16 protein-coding genes are annotated in these 17,918 nt (G+C 33.4%); 7 read left to right on the top strand and 9 right to left on the bottom strand.

Annotated features, from left to right (window positions below; translation table 11 throughout):
- Positions 1-12 precede the first annotated feature (12 nt).
- Both BP92_RS0103765 and BP92_RS0103760 read left to right on the top strand, forming a co-directional pair.
- Positions 13-885 carry a DUF2279 domain-containing protein gene (locus BP92_RS0103765; RefSeq protein WP_245598360.1) on the top strand — a complete coding sequence of 291 codons (873 nt, stop codon included), beginning with the start codon at positions 13-15 and terminating at the stop codon, positions 883-885.
- 96 nt (positions 886-981) lie between these two features.
- Positions 982-1,629 carry a peptidoglycan-binding protein LysM gene (locus BP92_RS0103760; RefSeq protein WP_026724819.1) on the top strand — a complete coding sequence of 216 codons (648 nt, stop codon included), beginning with the start codon at positions 982-984 and terminating at the stop codon, positions 1,627-1,629.
- A 1-nt stretch (position 1,630) separates the two neighbouring features.
- On the opposite strand, the gene BP92_RS0103755 is transcribed toward BP92_RS0103760, so the two are convergent.
- From BP92_RS0103755 to dnaA, 3 genes are read right to left on the bottom strand one after another with little or no spacing between them, the layout of a single operon-like run.
- The gene (locus BP92_RS0103755; RefSeq protein ID WP_026724818.1) at positions 1,631-2,365 is read right to left on the bottom strand and encodes an SAM-dependent methyltransferase; all 735 of its coding nucleotides are present in this window, start codon (positions 2,363-2,365) and stop codon (positions 1,631-1,633) included.
- A 4-nt stretch (positions 2,366-2,369) separates the two neighbouring features.
- Positions 2,370-2,825, bottom strand: coding sequence for a low molecular weight protein-tyrosine-phosphatase (locus BP92_RS0103750; protein WP_026724817.1), 456 nt, complete (start codon positions 2,823-2,825; stop codon positions 2,370-2,372).
- A 3-nt stretch (positions 2,826-2,828) separates the two neighbouring features.
- A complete protein-coding gene (gene dnaA, locus BP92_RS0103745) occupies positions 2,829-4,256 on the bottom strand; it encodes a chromosomal replication initiator protein DnaA (RefSeq protein WP_026724816.1) in 1,428 nt (475 codons plus the stop codon).
- A gap of 203 nt (positions 4,257-4,459) precedes the next feature.
- Between dnaA and BP92_RS0103740 the strand changes: the two genes are divergently transcribed.
- Positions 4,460-4,870: an acyl-CoA thioesterase gene (locus BP92_RS0103740; RefSeq protein ID WP_026724815.1), complete on the top strand. Its 411-nt coding sequence runs from the start codon at positions 4,460-4,462 to the stop codon at positions 4,868-4,870.
- Here BP92_RS0103740 and BP92_RS0103735 read toward each other — a convergent pair.
- Genes BP92_RS0103735 through ribD form a run of 4 tightly spaced genes read right to left on the bottom strand, consistent with a single transcriptional unit; the run spans position 4,867 to position 7,988 of the window.
- Positions 4,867-5,481, bottom strand: a complete 615-nt coding sequence (locus BP92_RS0103735; protein ID WP_026724814.1) for an IMPACT family protein — start codon at positions 5,479-5,481, stop codon at positions 4,867-4,869. The genes BP92_RS0103740 and BP92_RS0103735 overlap by 4 nt on opposite strands.
- Position 5,482: 1 nt before the next feature.
- A complete protein-coding gene (locus tag BP92_RS0103730) occupies positions 5,483-6,343 on the bottom strand; it encodes a DMT family transporter (RefSeq protein ID WP_026724813.1) in 861 nt (286 codons plus the stop codon).
- Positions 6,344-6,349: 6 nt separating this feature from the next.
- Complete coding sequence (locus BP92_RS0103725) at positions 6,350-6,952, bottom strand: HAD family hydrolase (RefSeq protein ID WP_026724812.1); 603 nt, start codon at positions 6,950-6,952, stop codon at positions 6,350-6,352.
- On the bottom strand, positions 6,945-7,988 hold the full coding sequence (ribD, locus tag BP92_RS0103720) for a bifunctional diaminohydroxyphosphoribosylaminopyrimidine deaminase/5-amino-6-(5-phosphoribosylamino)uracil reductase RibD (RefSeq protein ID WP_026724811.1): 1,044 nt from the start codon (positions 7,986-7,988) through the stop codon (positions 6,945-6,947). The genes BP92_RS0103725 and ribD overlap by 8 nt, the downstream gene beginning before the upstream one ends.
- A gap of 217 nt (positions 7,989-8,205) precedes the next feature.
- Here ribD and BP92_RS0103715 point away from each other — a divergent pair, with 217 nt between their 5' ends.
- Positions 8,206-8,685, top strand: coding sequence for a GNAT family N-acetyltransferase (locus BP92_RS0103715; protein ID WP_026724810.1), 480 nt, complete (start codon positions 8,206-8,208; stop codon positions 8,683-8,685).
- 4 nt (positions 8,686-8,689) lie between these two features.
- A complete protein-coding gene (gene prmC, locus BP92_RS0103710; protein WP_026724809.1) occupies positions 8,690-9,544 on the top strand; it encodes a peptide chain release factor N(5)-glutamine methyltransferase in 855 nt (284 codons plus the stop codon).
- A gap of 18 nt (positions 9,545-9,562) precedes the next feature.
- On the opposite strand, the gene BP92_RS0103705 is transcribed toward prmC, so the two are convergent.
- Positions 9,563-10,804: an ABC transporter permease gene (locus BP92_RS0103705; protein WP_026724808.1), complete on the bottom strand. Its 1,242-nt coding sequence runs from the start codon at positions 10,802-10,804 to the stop codon at positions 9,563-9,565.
- A gap of 302 nt (positions 10,805-11,106) precedes the next feature.
- Here BP92_RS0103705 and hisS point away from each other — a divergent pair, with 302 nt between their 5' ends.
- Entirely contained in the window at positions 11,107-12,477 is a 1,371-nt protein-coding gene (gene hisS / locus BP92_RS0103700) for a histidine--tRNA ligase (RefSeq protein ID WP_026724807.1), read from the top strand.
- 278 nt (positions 12,478-12,755) lie between these two features.
- On the top strand, positions 12,756-13,103 hold the full coding sequence (locus BP92_RS0103695) for a hypothetical protein (RefSeq protein ID WP_026724806.1): 348 nt from the start codon (positions 12,756-12,758) through the stop codon (positions 13,101-13,103).
- A gap of 80 nt (positions 13,104-13,183) precedes the next feature.
- On the opposite strand, the gene BP92_RS0103690 is transcribed toward BP92_RS0103695, so the two are convergent.
- Positions 13,184-17,776: a LamG-like jellyroll fold domain-containing protein gene (locus BP92_RS0103690; RefSeq protein ID WP_026724805.1), complete on the bottom strand. Its 4,593-nt coding sequence runs from the start codon at positions 17,774-17,776 to the stop codon at positions 13,184-13,186.
- Positions 17,777-17,918: the final 142 nt, after the last annotated feature.

Raw genomic sequence — 17,918 nt, 5'->3', positions numbered from 1 at the left:
ATTTTTTTGTTTGTGTCTATTTTTTCTCAGGCGCAATCAAGTATCAATACTTTCTTAAAACCATCGGATACATTAAATAAACCGAGAAGAACGGGTGTTTATGTGGGTGAATCAGTGGCTTTAGGTGCTACTTTAATTGGTTTAAATCAACTTTGGTACAAAGACTATCCAAAATCGAGTTTCCATTTCATCAACGATAACAATCAGTGGTTGCAAATGGATAAATTAGGGCATATGTATTCAACCTATCATTTAGGAAGAGTAGGTGCCGAAATGTTGCAATGGAGTGGCGCTTCAAAAAAAGAACAATTAATTTATGGATCTACTCTTGGATTAGGATTTTTAACGGTAGTTGAGGTTTTTGATGGTTTTTCACAAGAATGGGGAGCATCTTCTGGCGATATAATTGCAAATGTTTCAGGAACAGCGCTTTATGTGTCGCAAGAATTACTTTGGAAAGAACAACGTATCATACCTAAATTTTCATTTCATCAAACCAAATTCGCATCGCAACGTCCAGAAACTTTAGGCGCTTCTCTAAACGAACAAATTTTGAAAGATTATAACGGTCAAACGTACTGGTTGTCGTTTAACGTTCATTCGTTCACGAAAGATAGCTTTACGCCAAAATGGTTAAACGTCGCAATTGGCTATGGCGGAGAAGGAATGCTTTACGGAAATGATACCGAAGCAATCGAAAATGGAATATTTCAAAATCCATATCGTCAATTTTATCTCAGTTTGGATGTGGACTTAACGAAAATTACTACAAAATCTCATTTTTTAAAGACGCTTTTCTCGGTTTTTAACACGATTAAAATTCCTGCACCAACTTTGCAATACGATGAGTATAACGGACTTAAAGCACATTTCATCTACTTTTAGAAAAGATTAACATGCTGTAAATCAATATTATAATTTTTTTTGTATATTTGCACTGGTAATTTCAGATGGGTGACAGACGCTGAGAAATAACAATTCATGATAAAAAAAAGGTCGTATTTTACAGGATTGACACTCCTAGTATTAATCGTTTCTTCTGGTTTTATAACCTTTAAGAAAGAAAAGTTAGAAGGGTTTCATTTGTCGAACTATGAGGGTATTAAGTACCATGTTCCAAATGAATATGAGAACGAAGAAGTAATTATTCCAGTTAAAGTACCAAATGTTGGTAAATCATTTTCTGGTTTTGCTCAAAAAATGGCTTACAAAGAGTCAAGAGGTATGTTGCATTTAGTGAATCCATACGGATACATGGGTAAGTACCAATTCGGGAGAAGTACACTACGCACTGTGGGTATTTATGATTTTCAAGAATTTTTACGTAACGCTGAATGGCAAGATGAAGCTTTCAAAGCTTTAATCGCTAGAAACAAGTGGGAATTACGTAAAGAAATTCAAAAATATTCTGGTAGAGTAATCAATGGTGTAGAAATTACAGAATCAGGTTTAATTGCGGCAGCTCATTTAGGTGGTGCTGGTTCAGTTAAAAAATATCTAAGAAGTAATGGTCGTAACGGTTTTAAAGATGGTTTTGGAACTTCGCTTTCGAGTTACATTAGAAAATTTTCAAACTATGATATTTCGCACATTGAAGCAAATGCAAATGCTAAAGTAGATTTGGATTAATTTACATTTTGTGAATAATAAAAATACAAGGTCGATTATGTAAATCGGCCTTTTCTTTTTTCCATTGATTCACAGTTTTTGTTTTGATGAACTCTGTTGGTAACGTAATATCGCAAGCTACACATAAAAGTGTGTTGGGTTGTAAAATTTGCAACAAATCTTCCATCAATTTATTGTTTCGATACGGTGTTTCAATAAACAATTGCGACTGATTTTTATCTTGCGACAAACGTTCGAAATTTTTTAATGCTTGTTTTTTATCGTTTTTATCGATAGGTAAATAGCCATTAAAAGCAAAACTTTGTCCGTTCATACCACTCGCCATTAACGCCAATAAAATAGAACTTGGTCCCACTAACGGTACTACTTGAATTGCTTTTTCATGTGCCAATTTCACAATAACAGCACCAGGATCGGCCACTCCAGGACAACCAGATTCACTCATTAATCCAATGTTTTCTCCTCTTAATAATGGTTGGATGAATTCATTGTGTTCTGCAAAATCTGTATGTTTATTTAGAACCGAAATCTTTAAATCGGGTTGTTTTTTCTCCGGATGAATGCTTTTGATGAACTTTCGAGCGGTTTTCTCGTTTTCAACAATATAATAATCAACGAAATCAATAGTTCTTTTTATGGTTTGAGGCAAAACATCTTCAGGAACAACAGTAGTTTCTCCAGGATTAGAAAGTGTAATAGGAATTAAATACAGTTTGCCTAAAGAAGTTGATTTCATGATATTATTGTTTAAGTTTTCTTGCAATCTCCTCGCAAGCTTGGTCTAACATATCAAAAACGTTTTCAAATCCTTCTTGACCGCCATAATACGGGTCGGGAACATCAACGTTTTCATTTGGGAAAATTTCGTTTAGAATCAGTTTGACTTTCGATTTTGCTTCTTCATTTGGGGCTAAAGCCAAAACATCTTTGTAATTAGAATTATCCATTACAAAAATATGGTCAAAAATCTCAAAATCACTTTTTTTGAATTGTCTTGCTCTTTGATTGGTGATATCTAAACCTCTATTTTTTGCAGTAGCAATTGAACGTTTGTCAGGTAATTCCCCTGCGTGCCAACCTCCAGTTCCTGCTGAATCTACTGTAAAATCTTCGGAAAGTTTAGAGCGCATAATACCTTCTGCCAAAGGAGAACGGCAAATATTTCCTAAGCAAACCATTAAGATTTTTGTAGCCATGAATTATAGCGATAACTTCTTGTTGATATCGTCAACGAATTTACGGAATTGTTTATCAGTAGTAACTAAGTTATCAACTGTTTTACAAGCGTGAAGAACCGTTGCGTGGTCTCTGTCTCCAATTTGCGAACCAATGTTAGCCAAAGAAGCTTTCGTGAATTTCTTAGCAAAGAACATCGCTAATTGTCTGGCTTGTACCACGTGACGTTTTCTAGTTTTTGACTGTAACGTTTCAACATCCAATTGGAAATAATCCGAAACAATTTTCTGGATATAATCAATTGAAATTTCACGTTTTACGTTTTTAACGAATTTTTCAACTACTTGCTTAGCTAAATCAATAGTAACTTCACGTTTGTTAAAAGAAGATTGAGCAATCAAAGAAATGATAGCACCTTCTAGTTCACGAACATTAGATTTGATATTCTTAGCAACGTATTCGATAATTTCTTCTGGCATTTCCACTCCGTCACGGAATAAAATGTTTTTCAAAATTGAAATACGCGTTTCGTAGTCTGGTTGGTGTAATTCTGCTGATAATCCCCATTTGAAACGAGATAGTAAGCGTTGCTCAATATCTTGCATGTCAACTGGTGCTTTGTCAGAAGTTAGGATTACTTGTTTTCCGTTTTGATGTAAGTGATTGAAGATGTGGAAAAATACATCTTGCGTTCCTGATTTACCCGATAAGAATTGAACGTCGTCGATAATCAAAACATCAATTAATTGATAAAAATGAATAAAATCGTTACGAGTGTTTTTCTTAACCGAATCAATATATTGTTGTGTAAATATTTCAGCCGAAATATACAACACGGTTTTTTCTGGATATTTATCTTTGATTTCAACCCCAATAGCGTGAGCTAAGTGCGTTTTTCCTAATCCAACTCCACCAAAAATTAATAATGGGTTGAAGGAAGTTCCGCCTGGTTTATTAGCAACAGCCATACCAGCACTTCTTGCTAAACGATTCGAATCTCCTTCTAGGAAATTGTCAAAACTATAATTAGCATTTAATTGCGATTCGATTTTTAAATTACGAATTCCAGGAATGATGAACGGGTTTTTTAATTCAGGATTTTTGTTAACAATTGGCACATCTACTTCCTGAGGTTTTACCGCGGTTCTGTTATAACTCGGAATTTGCTCAGTAAATGGAAGTTTATTGCCATAAGTGTTTTCCATCTTAATTTTATACAATAACTTTGCGCCTGGTCCTAATTCTTTAGTTAGGGCTACTTTTAATAATTTTACATAGTGTTCTTCTAACCATTCGTAGAAGAATTTACTAGGTACTTGAATAGATAACGCGTTATCGTTTAGTTCAACTGATTGAATAGGTTCAAACCAAGTCTTGTAAGCTTGATCTTGAATATTGTCTTTTATGAAAGACAGACAGTTGTTCCATACCGATTGCGCAGTTTTTGTCATAAATTCAATTAGTTATTACTAGTTTATTTTTAGTTTTGTATAGGTTACAAAAGTGAACAGAACGGGTATTCTGTTCGGATAATTTGGGTTAGCAAATATGTGAACAAAATTCTGTAAAAAAAATTTTTTTGCCCTTGATTTTTAAAAAAAAATATTGTAGGCCTAAGGGAATTTTTTTAATGTTAATTTAATATAGATTTAATATGAGAGAATATCAATTTCAAGTTCGTGTGCGTTATGCGGAAACAGATCAAATGGGAGTCGTTTATCACGGAAATTACGCGCAGTATTTTGAAATGGGACGCGTGGAATGGCTAAGAAACTTAGGGGTTTCGTACAAATGGATGGAAGAAAACGGCGTTATGCTTCCTGTGGTTTCATTGACAATGAATTACAAAAAACCAGCTCGTTACGATGACTTGTTGACTGTTAAGACAATATTAAAAAGTCAGACCTCTGTAAAGATAGAATTTGACTATGAAATCTATAATGAAGCAAATGAGTTATTAACAACGGGTTACTCAATGTTAGTGTTTGTAGACATGAAAACGGGGCGTCCAATTTTGCCTCCAAGTTATGTTTCGGAGAAGATAAATTCGTTTCTGGAAGTTTAAATTTCGGTTAGTTTTATTTCGTATAAATTTTCAAAAGTGTCCAATAGATTTTGGACATTTTTTTTTCGGATTGAGATTTCGATTTCGCAATCCATTTCCATTTTTTGAGAAATAATTTGCAGATTTTTCTCTTTGATGATGCGCATCACTTTATTCATGTTGGCATATCCAAAAGAAATAATAAAATGTTTGTCAATGGTTCGCTCTACAATTTCAGAATTTTCCAATGCCATTTGGGCAGCAATCTTGTAAGCAGAAATTAATCCACCAACGCCTAGTTTTACACCGCCAAAATAACGAACCACTACAACTAATACATTCGTAACTTCAAATGATTGAATTTGGCCGTAAATAGGCATTCCGGCACTATTATTCGGTTCTCCGTCATCGTTAGCGCGATATTGAATTTTTTCTGTACCAATTTGATACGCATAACACCAATGACGAGCCGAAAAATGTTCTTTTCGTAAACGCTCTAAAATTTCTTTGATTTCTTCTTCGGTAGTTACAGGAAAAGCGTAGCCAAAGAATTTGCTGTTCTTTTCTTTGTATAACACTTCTTCTGAAGCTGCTGCAATAGTTTTATATGTGTCTTTTTCTGGAAAATCCATTTTAATAGGTAACTAAAAATAGGGCAAATAAAGCTAATCCAATTCCTAAAGCATTTCGCATTGAAATTCTTTCTTTAAAGAAAAGGATCCCTGCAAAGGTAGAAACAATTACGATAGCAATATTGTGAATCGTAAATAAAGTAGCGCTTTCAAACGCTTTTGCTTCTAACATTTTGACTAAAAAGTACAATGAAAAATAATTGGGTAAGCCCAAAACAATTCCTCCTAAAATATTTCTTCCCGAAAATTGGATTTTTCCTCTAAAAGTTAAAAATAGAATAGTCAGAATTCCCACACTAAAAGCGCAGAAAAAAGTAACAGACGAAAACAAACCAATTTTATTTGAAGGAACATGAAATGTTTGTAAGTATTTTAAACTCGCATCAATAGTTCCAGCACCAATAAATACTAGAATAGGATAGAGCAGGTTGGAAGCTTGTTGTACTTCTCCAGTTTCTTTTTTTGAAGTAAAATATACTGCCACTAAGGCTAATAGAATTCCAATAATTTTAATAAAGCCAAGTTGTTCGTTGTATAAAATAACACCTAATGTAATAGGAATTATAACCGACATTTTAGAAGCCACCGAAGCTACCGATAGTCCATTTCGTTGCGAAGTTAGCGTAGTAGCGTAAAAGGTAGATATGAAAACAAAGCCCAAAAGAATACTTCCTTTAAACCAATCTTCGGTAATAATTTCTGTTGGAACAATACTCGAATCTAAAAAGAAAAGTCCAACCAAAAACGCAACAAAATAATTTACTACTAAAGCTTGTAAGGCATCAATATTGAATTTGGCGAATAACTTAATAATAACAAATAGTACAGCGTTAAATAAAATGCTAAGTAGTAAATAAATCACAATGGTTTAAATTATTTTTTTATCGAATAGTTGGGTGACATCTTCAACTCCGGGTTGAATGTTCCAAATCTTAAACCCTAATTTTTCAGCAACATCTGTATTTTCTTTTTTGTCGTCGATGAATAATGTTTTTTTTGGGTTTAAATTATGGTTGTTAATAATATATCGAAACGCATTTTCATCTGGTTTGCGAATTCCAATTTCGTATGAAAAGTAAACTTTTTCAAAACAACTATAAAAATCGCGAGCAAACGTTTGTCCTTCTTTATGTTCAAATTTCTCAATGTGAGTATGATCGGTATTGCTTAAAAGAAACAAGCGATATTTAGAAGCAATCATTTGCAAAAACTCCAAACGTTTTAGTGGAAAATCACCTAAAATAGAATTCCAAGCGGCTCTAATTTCTGTTAAATCAGCATTTGGTAGATGTTTTTGAAAACCTTGTATGAATTCAAGTTCGTCAATTTTTCCAATTTCGTACTTTTTATTCAAAGTGTCTAAATCATCATGCCAAGCGGTTAAGCCTAGTTTTCTAAATTCAGAATCAATTGCTTGTTTGTTCAAATCGATAAATACATCGCCAAAATCAAAAATAATTGCTTCAATCATAATTCTTGAAAATTTTAAGTTCATCATTCATTATGTCAAAACCAGCAACCGGATTTCCGGAAATATTTGGGGCTAATATGCCGTTTTGAAATGTTGTGTCTCCTTTGAAAACACGTGCTTCATCCCATAAATTCGCATCTATAAAGGATTGCAGCGTTTTACTTCCTCCTTCAATTATAACGGATTGTATGTCGTTTTTATACAAAATATCGCAAATTGAAGAAATTAGGTGAATATCAAAGATAGCATTTTCATAGATACAATTTTCAGTTGAAATGAAATTTTCGCTTTCCGTAATAAAAATTGTTTTTTGGGAATTATTTTTAACGTGATAGTTTTCAGAAATTTTTCCTGATTTATCCAACACAATTCGAACTGGATTATTTCCTGAAAAATCTCGGGCATCTAATTTCGGATTATCGTCTAAAACGGTATTCGTTCCAACTAAAATCGCTTGTTCTTCCGTACGCCATTTGTGAACCAATTGTCTTGAGTATTGATTTGTAATCCAAACAGGACTTTTTTCTTCTTTTGAAATTGGAGCAATAAAGCCATCAGCTGTTTCCGCCCATTTCAAAATAATATAAGGTCTTTGTTTTTGATGAAAGGTAAAAAAGCGTTTGTTGAGTTCGTTGCATTCGTCTTCTAAAATACCAACGGTTACATTTTTGCCACTTTCAACTAGTTTTTTGATGCCATTTCCAGCCACTTTTGCAAAAGGGTCAACGGTTCCAACAACTACATTCGGAATTTCATTCGCAATAATTAAATCGCAACACGGAGGCGTTTTTCCGAAGTGACTACACGGTTCTAAACTCACGTAAATAGTAGCTTCTTTCAACAACGATTTGTTTTTTACCGAATTCACTGCATTGACTTCCGCATGAGGTTCGCCTGCTTTTTTGTGCCAACCTTCGCCAATAATCTTACCGTCATGCACAATCACACTTCCTACCAACGGATTCGGATACGTCGTTCCCAAACCATTTTTGGCGAGTTCAATACAGCGTTTCATGTAAAATTCGTGCGTCGTCATAATACAAAAGTAGTATTTTTAAGAGTAAAAAATAAACATATAAGTCATATAAGTTTGAAAATGTTTAAGAAGTTAATTAACAAGTTTGTATAAGCTTTTAATTTTCTTTTGTGAGCTTTTTAAATCTTTCCAAAATGTAAAAAAAAACTTAAATGACTTATATGTTTAAAACAATCTCAAGTTAATTTATGTAATTTTACCCAACAATAAAAATGCTATGTTAATTAGAGAAATACAACAAAAAGATAATGAGTCGATTGCTAAAGTAATTCGTGATATTTTTCATGAATTAGATGCACCAAAAGTAGGAACAGCTTATGCGGATCCCATTTTAGATACGTTATACGAAGTATATCAAGCACCACGTTCTATCTATTATGTTGTAGAAAAAGATGGAAAAGTTGTTGGAGGTTGCGGAGTTGCACCTCTAGAAAATGCAGATGCATCTGTATGTGAATTGCAAAAAATGTACTTTGCTCCTGAAATCAGAGGAACGGGTTATGCCGAGAAAATCATTGAAAAATGTTTGGAATTTGCCAAATCTCAAGGATTTGAAATCTGTTATTTAGAAACTTTATCTTTCATGACAACGGCTCAAAAGCTTTACAAACGAATAGGTTTTGAAAATATCGATGGTCCCATGGGAAATACCGGTCATAACAGTTGTGAAGTTTGGATGACGAAGAAATTAGGATAAAATTATGCTTTTAAAACAATACAAAAACCACTTTTTTGATTCGTTACAAGGTATTCAAGACGAACAAGAAATCGAAAGTTTCTTTTTCATCCTAACTGAATATTTGCACAATTTAAAGCGAGTAGATGTAGCTTTGAATCCGAATTTTGAACTTTCAGATGCAGAAGTTGAAAAGTGGAATACAATTTTAGCGGATTTACAACAAGAAAAACCCATTCAGTATATCACAGGTGAAGCTTGGTTTTACGGATTGCGATTTGAAGTCAATGAAAATACTTTAATTCCAAGGCCAGAAACAGAAGAATTGGTAGAATGGATAATTGAAAGTCAAAAGTCAAAAGTTCAAAGTCAAAAGTTAGAGATTTTGGATATTGGAACAGGAACAGGTTGTATTCCTATTTCATTAAAATTAAATTTACCACAAGCAAACGTTTCAGCGATTGATGTTTCCGAAAAAGCATTAGAAGTGGCTAAAAGAAATGCGGTTTCAAATAAAGTTGATATTAGTTTTATTCAAGCTGACATATTAGAAGTGGAAGATTTAAATCAACATTTTGATATTATCGTGTCAAATCCGCCTTATGTTCGCAATTTAGAAAAACAAGAAATCAAGAAAAATGTCTTAGACTACGAACCCCATTTAGCTTTGTTTGTTGAAGATACAGATGCTTTGCTTTTTTATAGAAAAATTGCGCAATTGGCTTTGAAAAACTTGTCGCCAAACGGATTGTTATTCTTCGAAATCAATCAATATTTAGGAAAAGAAACATTTGGATTACTTAAAAATTTAGGTTTCAAAAATATCGAATTGAAAAAAGATATGTATGGTAACGATCGAATGATAAGATGTGAAAAGTAAAAAGTGATTTTTAACTAATTACTCATATCGTAACGCTTCCACAGGATCTAACTTCGAAGCTTTTATGGCAGGAATTAATCCGGAAAGAATAGTTACTGCAAATGTTACTACAAATGCCCAAAAAATTGCCATCCAGGGAGTTGTGAACGAAAATCCAATAGCAGATGCAATTCCAAAACCAATTAAAATCCCTAAAATAATTCCAACTATTCCACCAATTTGCCCAATAATTAATGTTTCGGTAAAAAATTGCCACGCAATCGTACTTCGTTTTGCGCCAAGCGATTTTCGAACTCCAATTTCACGCGTTCTTTCGGTAACGGAAACTAACATAATATTCATCAAAGCTATTGATGAACCGAAAATTGTAATAATTCCAATCACCCAAGCAGAAATTGATAAAACAGCTGTATTTGAAAGTAACGTTTGAATTAAGTCATCGCTGCGTTCAATTCCGAAGTTGTCTTTCTCAACTGGACTTAATTTTCGAACTCTTCTCATTGTAATTATCGCATCATCAACCGCTTCATCTAAAAGCGCTTCATTGGTAACCATGACATCTAAATCGTAATTAATATTAGGAGCCGAAAATAACGAACGAGCAACCTGAGTTGGAATCAAAACTCGTAAATCCTGACTGTTTCCAAACGTAGAACCTTTTTCTTTTAAAACTCCAATCACCTTGAATTTAGCTCCTCGAATCGAAATGGTTTTATCAATCGGATTGATGTTTTCAAACAATCCTTTTTCAAAATCGGAACCTAGAATACAAACGTAATTGTTGTTGGATATATCGAAAGAATTAAAATTTCTACCTTTTACCACTTCTAATCCTTTATTCGGACAAAAATTTTCATCAACACCAACAATAGAAATTTCTGGATCGGTCTTTTTTTCTCCATATTTTACTTCAACAGCCGAGCCTGCTGTAAATGATAACGAAGTGGTAGTAAACGGAAAATTATATTTGTCTTGAAAAGCCTTGGCTTCTGGATAACTAATGATAGGATTCACACGTTGTTCGGTATCGTTTTGATTAATTTCAGATGAAAAATCATATTGACTAATAGAAAAAGTATTCGCTCCCATAGACGCAAAATCTTTCAAAATCGTATTTTCTAGAGCCGAAACTACCGTTAGAATTCCAACTAAAGCCATAATTCCAATTGCAATAATCATAACCGTTAGCGAAGTACGCAAAGCCTGACCTTTAATGGAATCAAGCGCAATTTTTGTATTTTCTTTAAATAATCCTATCATGACTATAAGACTAAAGTAAGAGTAAAATGTTACAGTATCATGGAGTTTTTTTTAAACACATAGACATATTAGATTTGGATTGGGTATAGTTTTAGGTGTTTCACTTTACATAGTTCACAAAGGCTATGTGTTTTGATGTAAAATGGAATGCCTTTTTAGTTTAAATTTAAACTATGTGCCTATGTGTTTAAAACCAAAAAATAGATTTTTTATACTGCCGAATATGTTCGATATTTGCAATGAAATTTGAAAGACGATTACGATTTTCAAATTTTCAAATTTTCAAATCATCAAATTGAATCATGGCACAAAAACCAAGCATACCAAAAGGAACCCGAGATTTTTCACCAGCAGAAGTGGCGAAACGCAATTATATTTTCAGTACGATAAAAACCAATTTTGAGAAATTTGGCTTTCAACCGATTGAAACGCCTTCGTTTGAAAATTCTGAAACCTTAATGGGAAAATATGGGGAAGAAGGGGATCGTTTGATTTTTAAGATTTTGAATTCGGGAGATTATTTGGCTAAAGCTGATGCTGCTTTGTTGGAAAATAGAGATAGTTTGAAGTTAACAAGTCACATTTCCGAAAAAGCCCTTCGTTACGATTTAACCGTTCCTTTTGCGCGTTATGTGGTGCAACACCAAAACGAAATTGAGTTTCCGTTCAAGCGTTACCAAATTCAACCCGTTTGGCGTGCCGATAGACCTCAAAAAGGACGTTTTAGAGAGTTTTATCAATGTGATGCCGATGTGGTGGGTTCGAATTCACTTTGGCAAGAAGTAGAGTTGGTGCAATTGTATGACTCGGTTTTTAGTCAGTTAGGTTTAGGTGGCGTTACCATTAAAATTAACAATCGTAAAATTTTATCTGGAATTGCTGAGGTAATTGGTGCTTCGGATAAATTGATTGATTTTACGGTAGCGTTAGACAAATTAGATAAAATAGGTGAGGATGGCGTGAAAAAAGAAATGTTAGAAAAAGGCATTTCGGAAACAGCGATTGAGAAAGTACAACCGTTGTTCAATTTCACTGGAACCATCAACGAAAAAATAGAAAAATTAGCCAATTTATTAGCGAATTCTGAAGAAGGAATGAAAGGGGTAAACGAGTTACAATTCATTTGTGATAACGTTACAACTTTAGGTTTGCAAACCGCTTTCTTGGATTTAGACGTTACGTTAGCACGTGGTTTAAATTATTACACAGGAGCCATTTTTGAAGTCGCTGCGCCAAAAGGTGTTGCTATGGGTTCAATTGGTGGCGGTGGTCGTTATGATGACTTGACAGGGATTTTCGGGTTGAAAAATATGTCGGGTGTAGGAATTTCGTTTGGTTTAGACCGAATTGCTTTGGTAATGGAAGAAGTTGGTTTGTTTCCAGAAGCTGTTTTAGCTACATCAAAAGCGTTGTTCTTAAATTTCGGAGATAAAGAAGCCTTGTATGCGATGAAAGCCATCGGAAAATTACGTCAAAAAGGAATCAAGGTTGAGTTATATCCAGATAAATCAAAAATCGACAAACAATTCAAACATGCCGATAGAAGAGGAATTCCATTTGCCGTAATTGTAGGAGAATCGGAAATGGAGCGTGAAGAATTTGGGTTGAAAAACTTAGCTACTGGCGAACAACAGAAAGTGGATTTTACAACGTTAGTTACTTTATTAAAATAATTAAAAGCCGAGCTTTGTTACACACAAACTTGTCACGCTGAAAGCGTCTCTTTTTACACAGAGATTAGACCTTAAATAATCTAAAAAAATAACTTTGCGAAAAACTTTGCGCCTTTGCGTTAAAATTTACACAGAGATTCGCCGAGTTTTTTTGACCTTGATTGTGTTGATTAGAGTTGCACAGAGCGTTTTACTTATTTTAGGTTTGAATTTGTAATTGTTTTTGAACTTGAACTTGAATTTGATTTTTGCCCTTGAACTTGTAATTGATTTTTGATATGAATGTAGACGACGAAGCTAAAAAAGTAATTTGGTCCCTTCAGAATAACAAACGTACTGAAGCGGAACGAAATGTATTTGCTCCGACAGGTAAAAAACCGATGAATAAAACAGTGGTTTATGTTTTGTCGGCGATTGGGATTACTTTTTTGATGAGCTTTGCGTTGTCTTTATTTTCTAAAGAATCGACTCAGTTTTGTTTCTTAATTGATAATTATTGCTTCAATTCAACGGAAAACACATTAGCTTATACGTTTTATATCTTTATAAATCTTTGGATTTTGATTTTAGGAATTGGAATCGCTTATTTGATTGGGAAGAAACTTGGGGATTATTTTAAAATTTAATTGTTTATAATAATAAGTAAACGGATACTTTCAAATTTGAAAGCACCCGTTTTAAGAGTAGAAAAAAATGTAGTTGTTCACTACCTAATGATAATTTTTTGACTTAAGTATTTATTATCATTAGTTTTTATTTTCACAATATAAATTCCGTTAGCAACGTTTTTAACTGGTAATTTGATATTATTCTCAGAACTATTTACTTTCCAATGATTGATTTTTTGTCCTAAAATTGAAAATAAAGTAGCTTCTTCAATTTCTGTATTTTTTGGGTTTATAATTTCTAATTGATGACTTTCAGAATTAAAGAATACAATATTTTGACTGTTTTCAAATTCATTGTTTGATAATGTTTGATTTGAAAATCGCAATGAAAATCTACCACTAAATTCACCTGCTGGTAGTACTACACTAAAATTTGATGTTCGAATATCGTTATAGCTATCATTTGTATTATCATGAATATAAATAGGTTGGTTTAAGTCGAAATTCTCTAATCCATCAATCATAAAGTTTACAGTTCCTGTTTGACTTGATTTTACAGTTAACGGATAAATAGCATTTGTATTAAAGTGACCTACTCCTTGGATAACCAATTTATAATTATCTAATTGAAAATAAATATCATTTGTTTGAGCATCGATTATTTCTCCATCATAGCCATTATTGTAATTATGGTCTGCGTTTTCATTCATGAAACCTATTAGTAGTTGGCGATGAGAATTGGTACTTCCTCTGTAGCCTAATCGTATTTTTGAAAAAGTGTCAGAAGAAATAATATCATCTTCATTATTGTTAGCAGTTGAACTTGTTTGATTTCTAAACATTACATTAGAATCTAGATTATTCTCTTTTACAAATGCGCGTTGACTATTTTTGAAAATGATTTGGCCACCTGTCACACTTCCTTTTACAAAGAACCCTTGCGAAACAGGAATAAATCTACCTGGAATTCTTGTGCTAGTTCCTAATCCGCTAATTAATGGAGGTGATACTGGAGCAACCCCACCAACCAAATTTCGGGTTGCATAACCTCCTTGATAACCTGCAAGATTATGTGTGTTATTTGAAGTGTAATGTTCCCAAAAGTAAAGCGTTCCAGTAATAGAATTTATATTATTGTTAATAAATTCATTAGCATCTAATGCAGAAGGATATGGATTTCCTATTAGGTTAATATTTGCCATTCCAATATAAATGCCGCTGTGATTTATTGTACCATTATTTGGTTTTCCAGTGAAAACATAATTTTGAGTCACATAATTTTGAGGTGTTGCAATTCCACTTCCTTTCATTGTAAATGCTTGTCCAGTTTGCAGATTTGTATTTTCATTAATTTGCTGCCAATTAGCATATTCTGAAGTTAAATTGGTAAACTTATACAGCCAATATCTTGCTAGTTTCATAGGATTTCTAGTACTATTAATACCTGAAATCCATGAAATTGATTGTGGTGACGCTGGATTTGTTCCATCTTTTAAAACATTTGCAACTGTAAATCCGGTATTGTTTTCAGTTGTACTTGTAATGGTACTAACAGGAGATGACCAATAATTGTAATTGTATAAGTTTCCAGTTCCTTCTTGGTCTCTTTCTAACGTTCCTGTTCCACTTGGGTCTAAATCGGAATTAGTTGTTTGGATTAATTGCGATTTTCCTTCTAAATCGATTTTTCCGTTTATTTTTAAGTAATGTGAAATTTCTAATTTTGAATCATTGCTAATTTTTAAGGTATTGTTATCGACAATAGCTGCTAATAGCGTTTTATTTCCAGAAGACGTTATATTATGAGTTGTTTTAATGATGTTCCAATCTATTTTTGTAGCAACATTATTAATAGTTAATGAATTGTTTGGATAATACATTGAGCTACCATTCGTCCAAGCGCCAGCCGTTTCCCAATCGCCATCAGCAAGTGAAACATAAGGTAAAGGAGCTGTTTGTGTTTCAATAGTGTATAAATTGCTATTGTTTAAACTTCCTCTAAACTTCTTGCCCGAAACTTCGTTTAAACAAGTTCCTATGTAATTGTTCATATTGAAATAAGCAAAAAGACTATTATCCCATGTTCTTGTACTAATATCATTTTTAGTAACCGATGCGGGTATAATTTTACCTCTTATCGCAACTCCACTTCCCTTTTCGATTTCTTGATTCATCATAAAACGAATTTCATCAACAGTTAGGGCTGCATTCCAAATGTGAATTTCCTCAAGTTTACCTTTAAAGAAATCCACGGTACTGCTTTCATCTACATAACGCCCACCTATGGTCAGAACATTCGTCATATCCGTACGAGCGTTCATATTACTTTGAATGTCTAAAACACCATCGATATACAACCTTCCTACATTTGACCCATCAAGTGTAAAAGCCACATTACGCCATTGATTGGTTGATAAAGTTGTATTACTCACTATTTCCGACATTGTAACGCCATTGTGAAAACGCATCACTAATTTATTGGCATTATTGATCAAAAAATGATAGCCCGTTTGTGTAGCCCCTTTTTTAGCTACAATTGTTTTTTCGTTATTCAAGGTATTTGAACCCTCACAATTTACCCATGCCGAAATAGAAAATGCAGCAGTAACACTTGTTACATCATTGCATCGGATAAAATCATTTGTGCCATCAAATTTGATGTGACGAGAAGCTATTACTTCTTCGGCTACACCAAGTTTCATGTATTTTGTCCCGTTAAAATTATATGTAGTTTCTAAATTTGAACCAACCGTTTTTAAAAATACAGTTTCTACATTGGTAGTGAAATTAGCATCGTCTGCTAAAATTAATACATAATCACTATTTCCTGTTAAAGCGGGTAGTGAACTCACAGAAGATACTGGTAAAGAAATTTTCACTATCCCAACATCTGTCGTAGCTCTTTCTACAAACTTCCAAGTTCGGTTTGTTACTCGTGTTGAAGTGGCTACCAAACTACTTCCTAAATTGACTTGTATCGGCGAAGCCATCTCTGTTAGTGGTAATAGGTTACTTCCCCAAACTAGATAATCTTTATTGTTGGCAAATGTGTTTGTATTTAAAGCATTTGTAGTATAAATATCACGCAGTCCAATGGTTAAAAAGCTCTCCGGATCGATACTTTTGCTTTGTTTTTGATTTAAGCCGGTACTGTCGTCTCTTCCTATAGCTGCTACATTATAAGTATAACCATTGCTAATTGTGTTGTTCCATAATGCTACCCCATCAGAGTCTACAAGTTCGCCAGGTACGTGTGGTAAACTGATAGCAGGCACAGGAAATAATCCGGGATTAATTCCGTATTTAATAGACAAATAGGATTCTATTTTTTTTCTATCTGAGTCAGATTTTCTTTCAGAGAACATCATAATTTCCATTACATCACCATTAAAACTAGGGCCAAAGTATTCACTTCGTCCTATCCAAAAACGCGAATTTAAAATTTGTTTGAAAGTACCTACATTAACCTCTTTCATCAACGTAGGACTAAGGGTAACGCCTAAATCAACTCCATCTAGATATAAATTCATTCCTGTTCCAGCAGCATTCAATCGAGCATTAAAAATTACAGGACGGTCATAGGTTATAGTACTCGAAGTGATCGCTATACCATAGTTAGTTTGAGCACCTTGATTATAAGCCGCAATATTTGCTACTCCTGCACCATATCTTGCCGAAGTGTTATTAATGGATAGTCCAGTTATATCTTGTGATCCTGAAATTTCAAGAAAATCGTCTCCCATCAATACATCTTGTGCTGCATAAGCCGAACTTACGGGTGTTCCTGGATTTACAACAATAAATATGTCATGATTATAAAATCCTTGTCGAGAAAACATTGATTTTGTTCCATCAAAGTTTACCACAGGATTAAAATTAACATTACTCGTTGTGTTGTTTTTGTATAATGGTCTTGTAGTACTTGTTCCAGTAGCATTTGTCCAACTAGTGTTAATTCCAGTATCATTTGGCCAAGAGTCAATAGGAGCGTCATTTGCTAAAGCTGATAAACTCTGCGGTTTGTACCAAACTTCTAACTTGTTAAAAGCGCTATAGCTAGGATACGTTTTTGCTGCAATTGAATAACCTGTGATTTTGAAGTCATCAATTGCAACACCTCTATATGAATTATTGCTAGAATCTGATCTAAATTGTATTGCGAACTTTATGTTGTTTTTATTGTCAAAGCCTTGTGAAGGTAGGTCGATGCTAGCCGTAAACCAAGTGTTTCCAGGGTTACCACTCCATGCTCTTTGGTCGGTTCCAAATGCAGCAACATTTGTTCTTGTGTACCAATTTACCGCTTGATCGTTTTCTTTTCCTAAAGTACGCCAAGTTGTACCGTCGTCTGTGGAAAATAAAATTTTTATGCCATCATAATCTAATTCGGTTTGAAAATTATATTTTAATGATAATGTTAATCTCTCATAACCAGTTAGATTAATTGTCGGTGTAATAGCTGATGTATTCAAATTATTTGCATAGCCTGCAAGATATAAATATGGAGCTGTAACACCTGTAGCAGTAAAATTAGCATGATTTGATCTTGTAAAACTTCCTAAAGTAAATGCATTATTACCTGTTCCGTTAGAAAAATCAGCATTAAAAATAGTAGTTTGTGCTTTTATTTCTATTGCTATTAGCAGAAATAGGAATAAAAATTTTTTAATTGTAATTTTTTTGACTTTCATATTCTGGGGTTTTGGGATACTTTTTTAGAATTATTTTTTAGAAAATTTAAAAAAAAAATTAATTCACTGATAATGAGTTTTTTATGTATTATTTAGGACAAATATTAACAAAAAAGGCAGCAGAAATTACTGGAAAGTAATA

Source organism: Flavobacterium sasangense DSM 21067 (assembly GCF_000686885.1).
GTDB lineage: Bacteria > Bacteroidota > Bacteroidia > Flavobacteriales > Flavobacteriaceae > Flavobacterium > Flavobacterium sasangense.
This window is presented reverse-complemented; position numbering and strand designations above follow the sequence as displayed.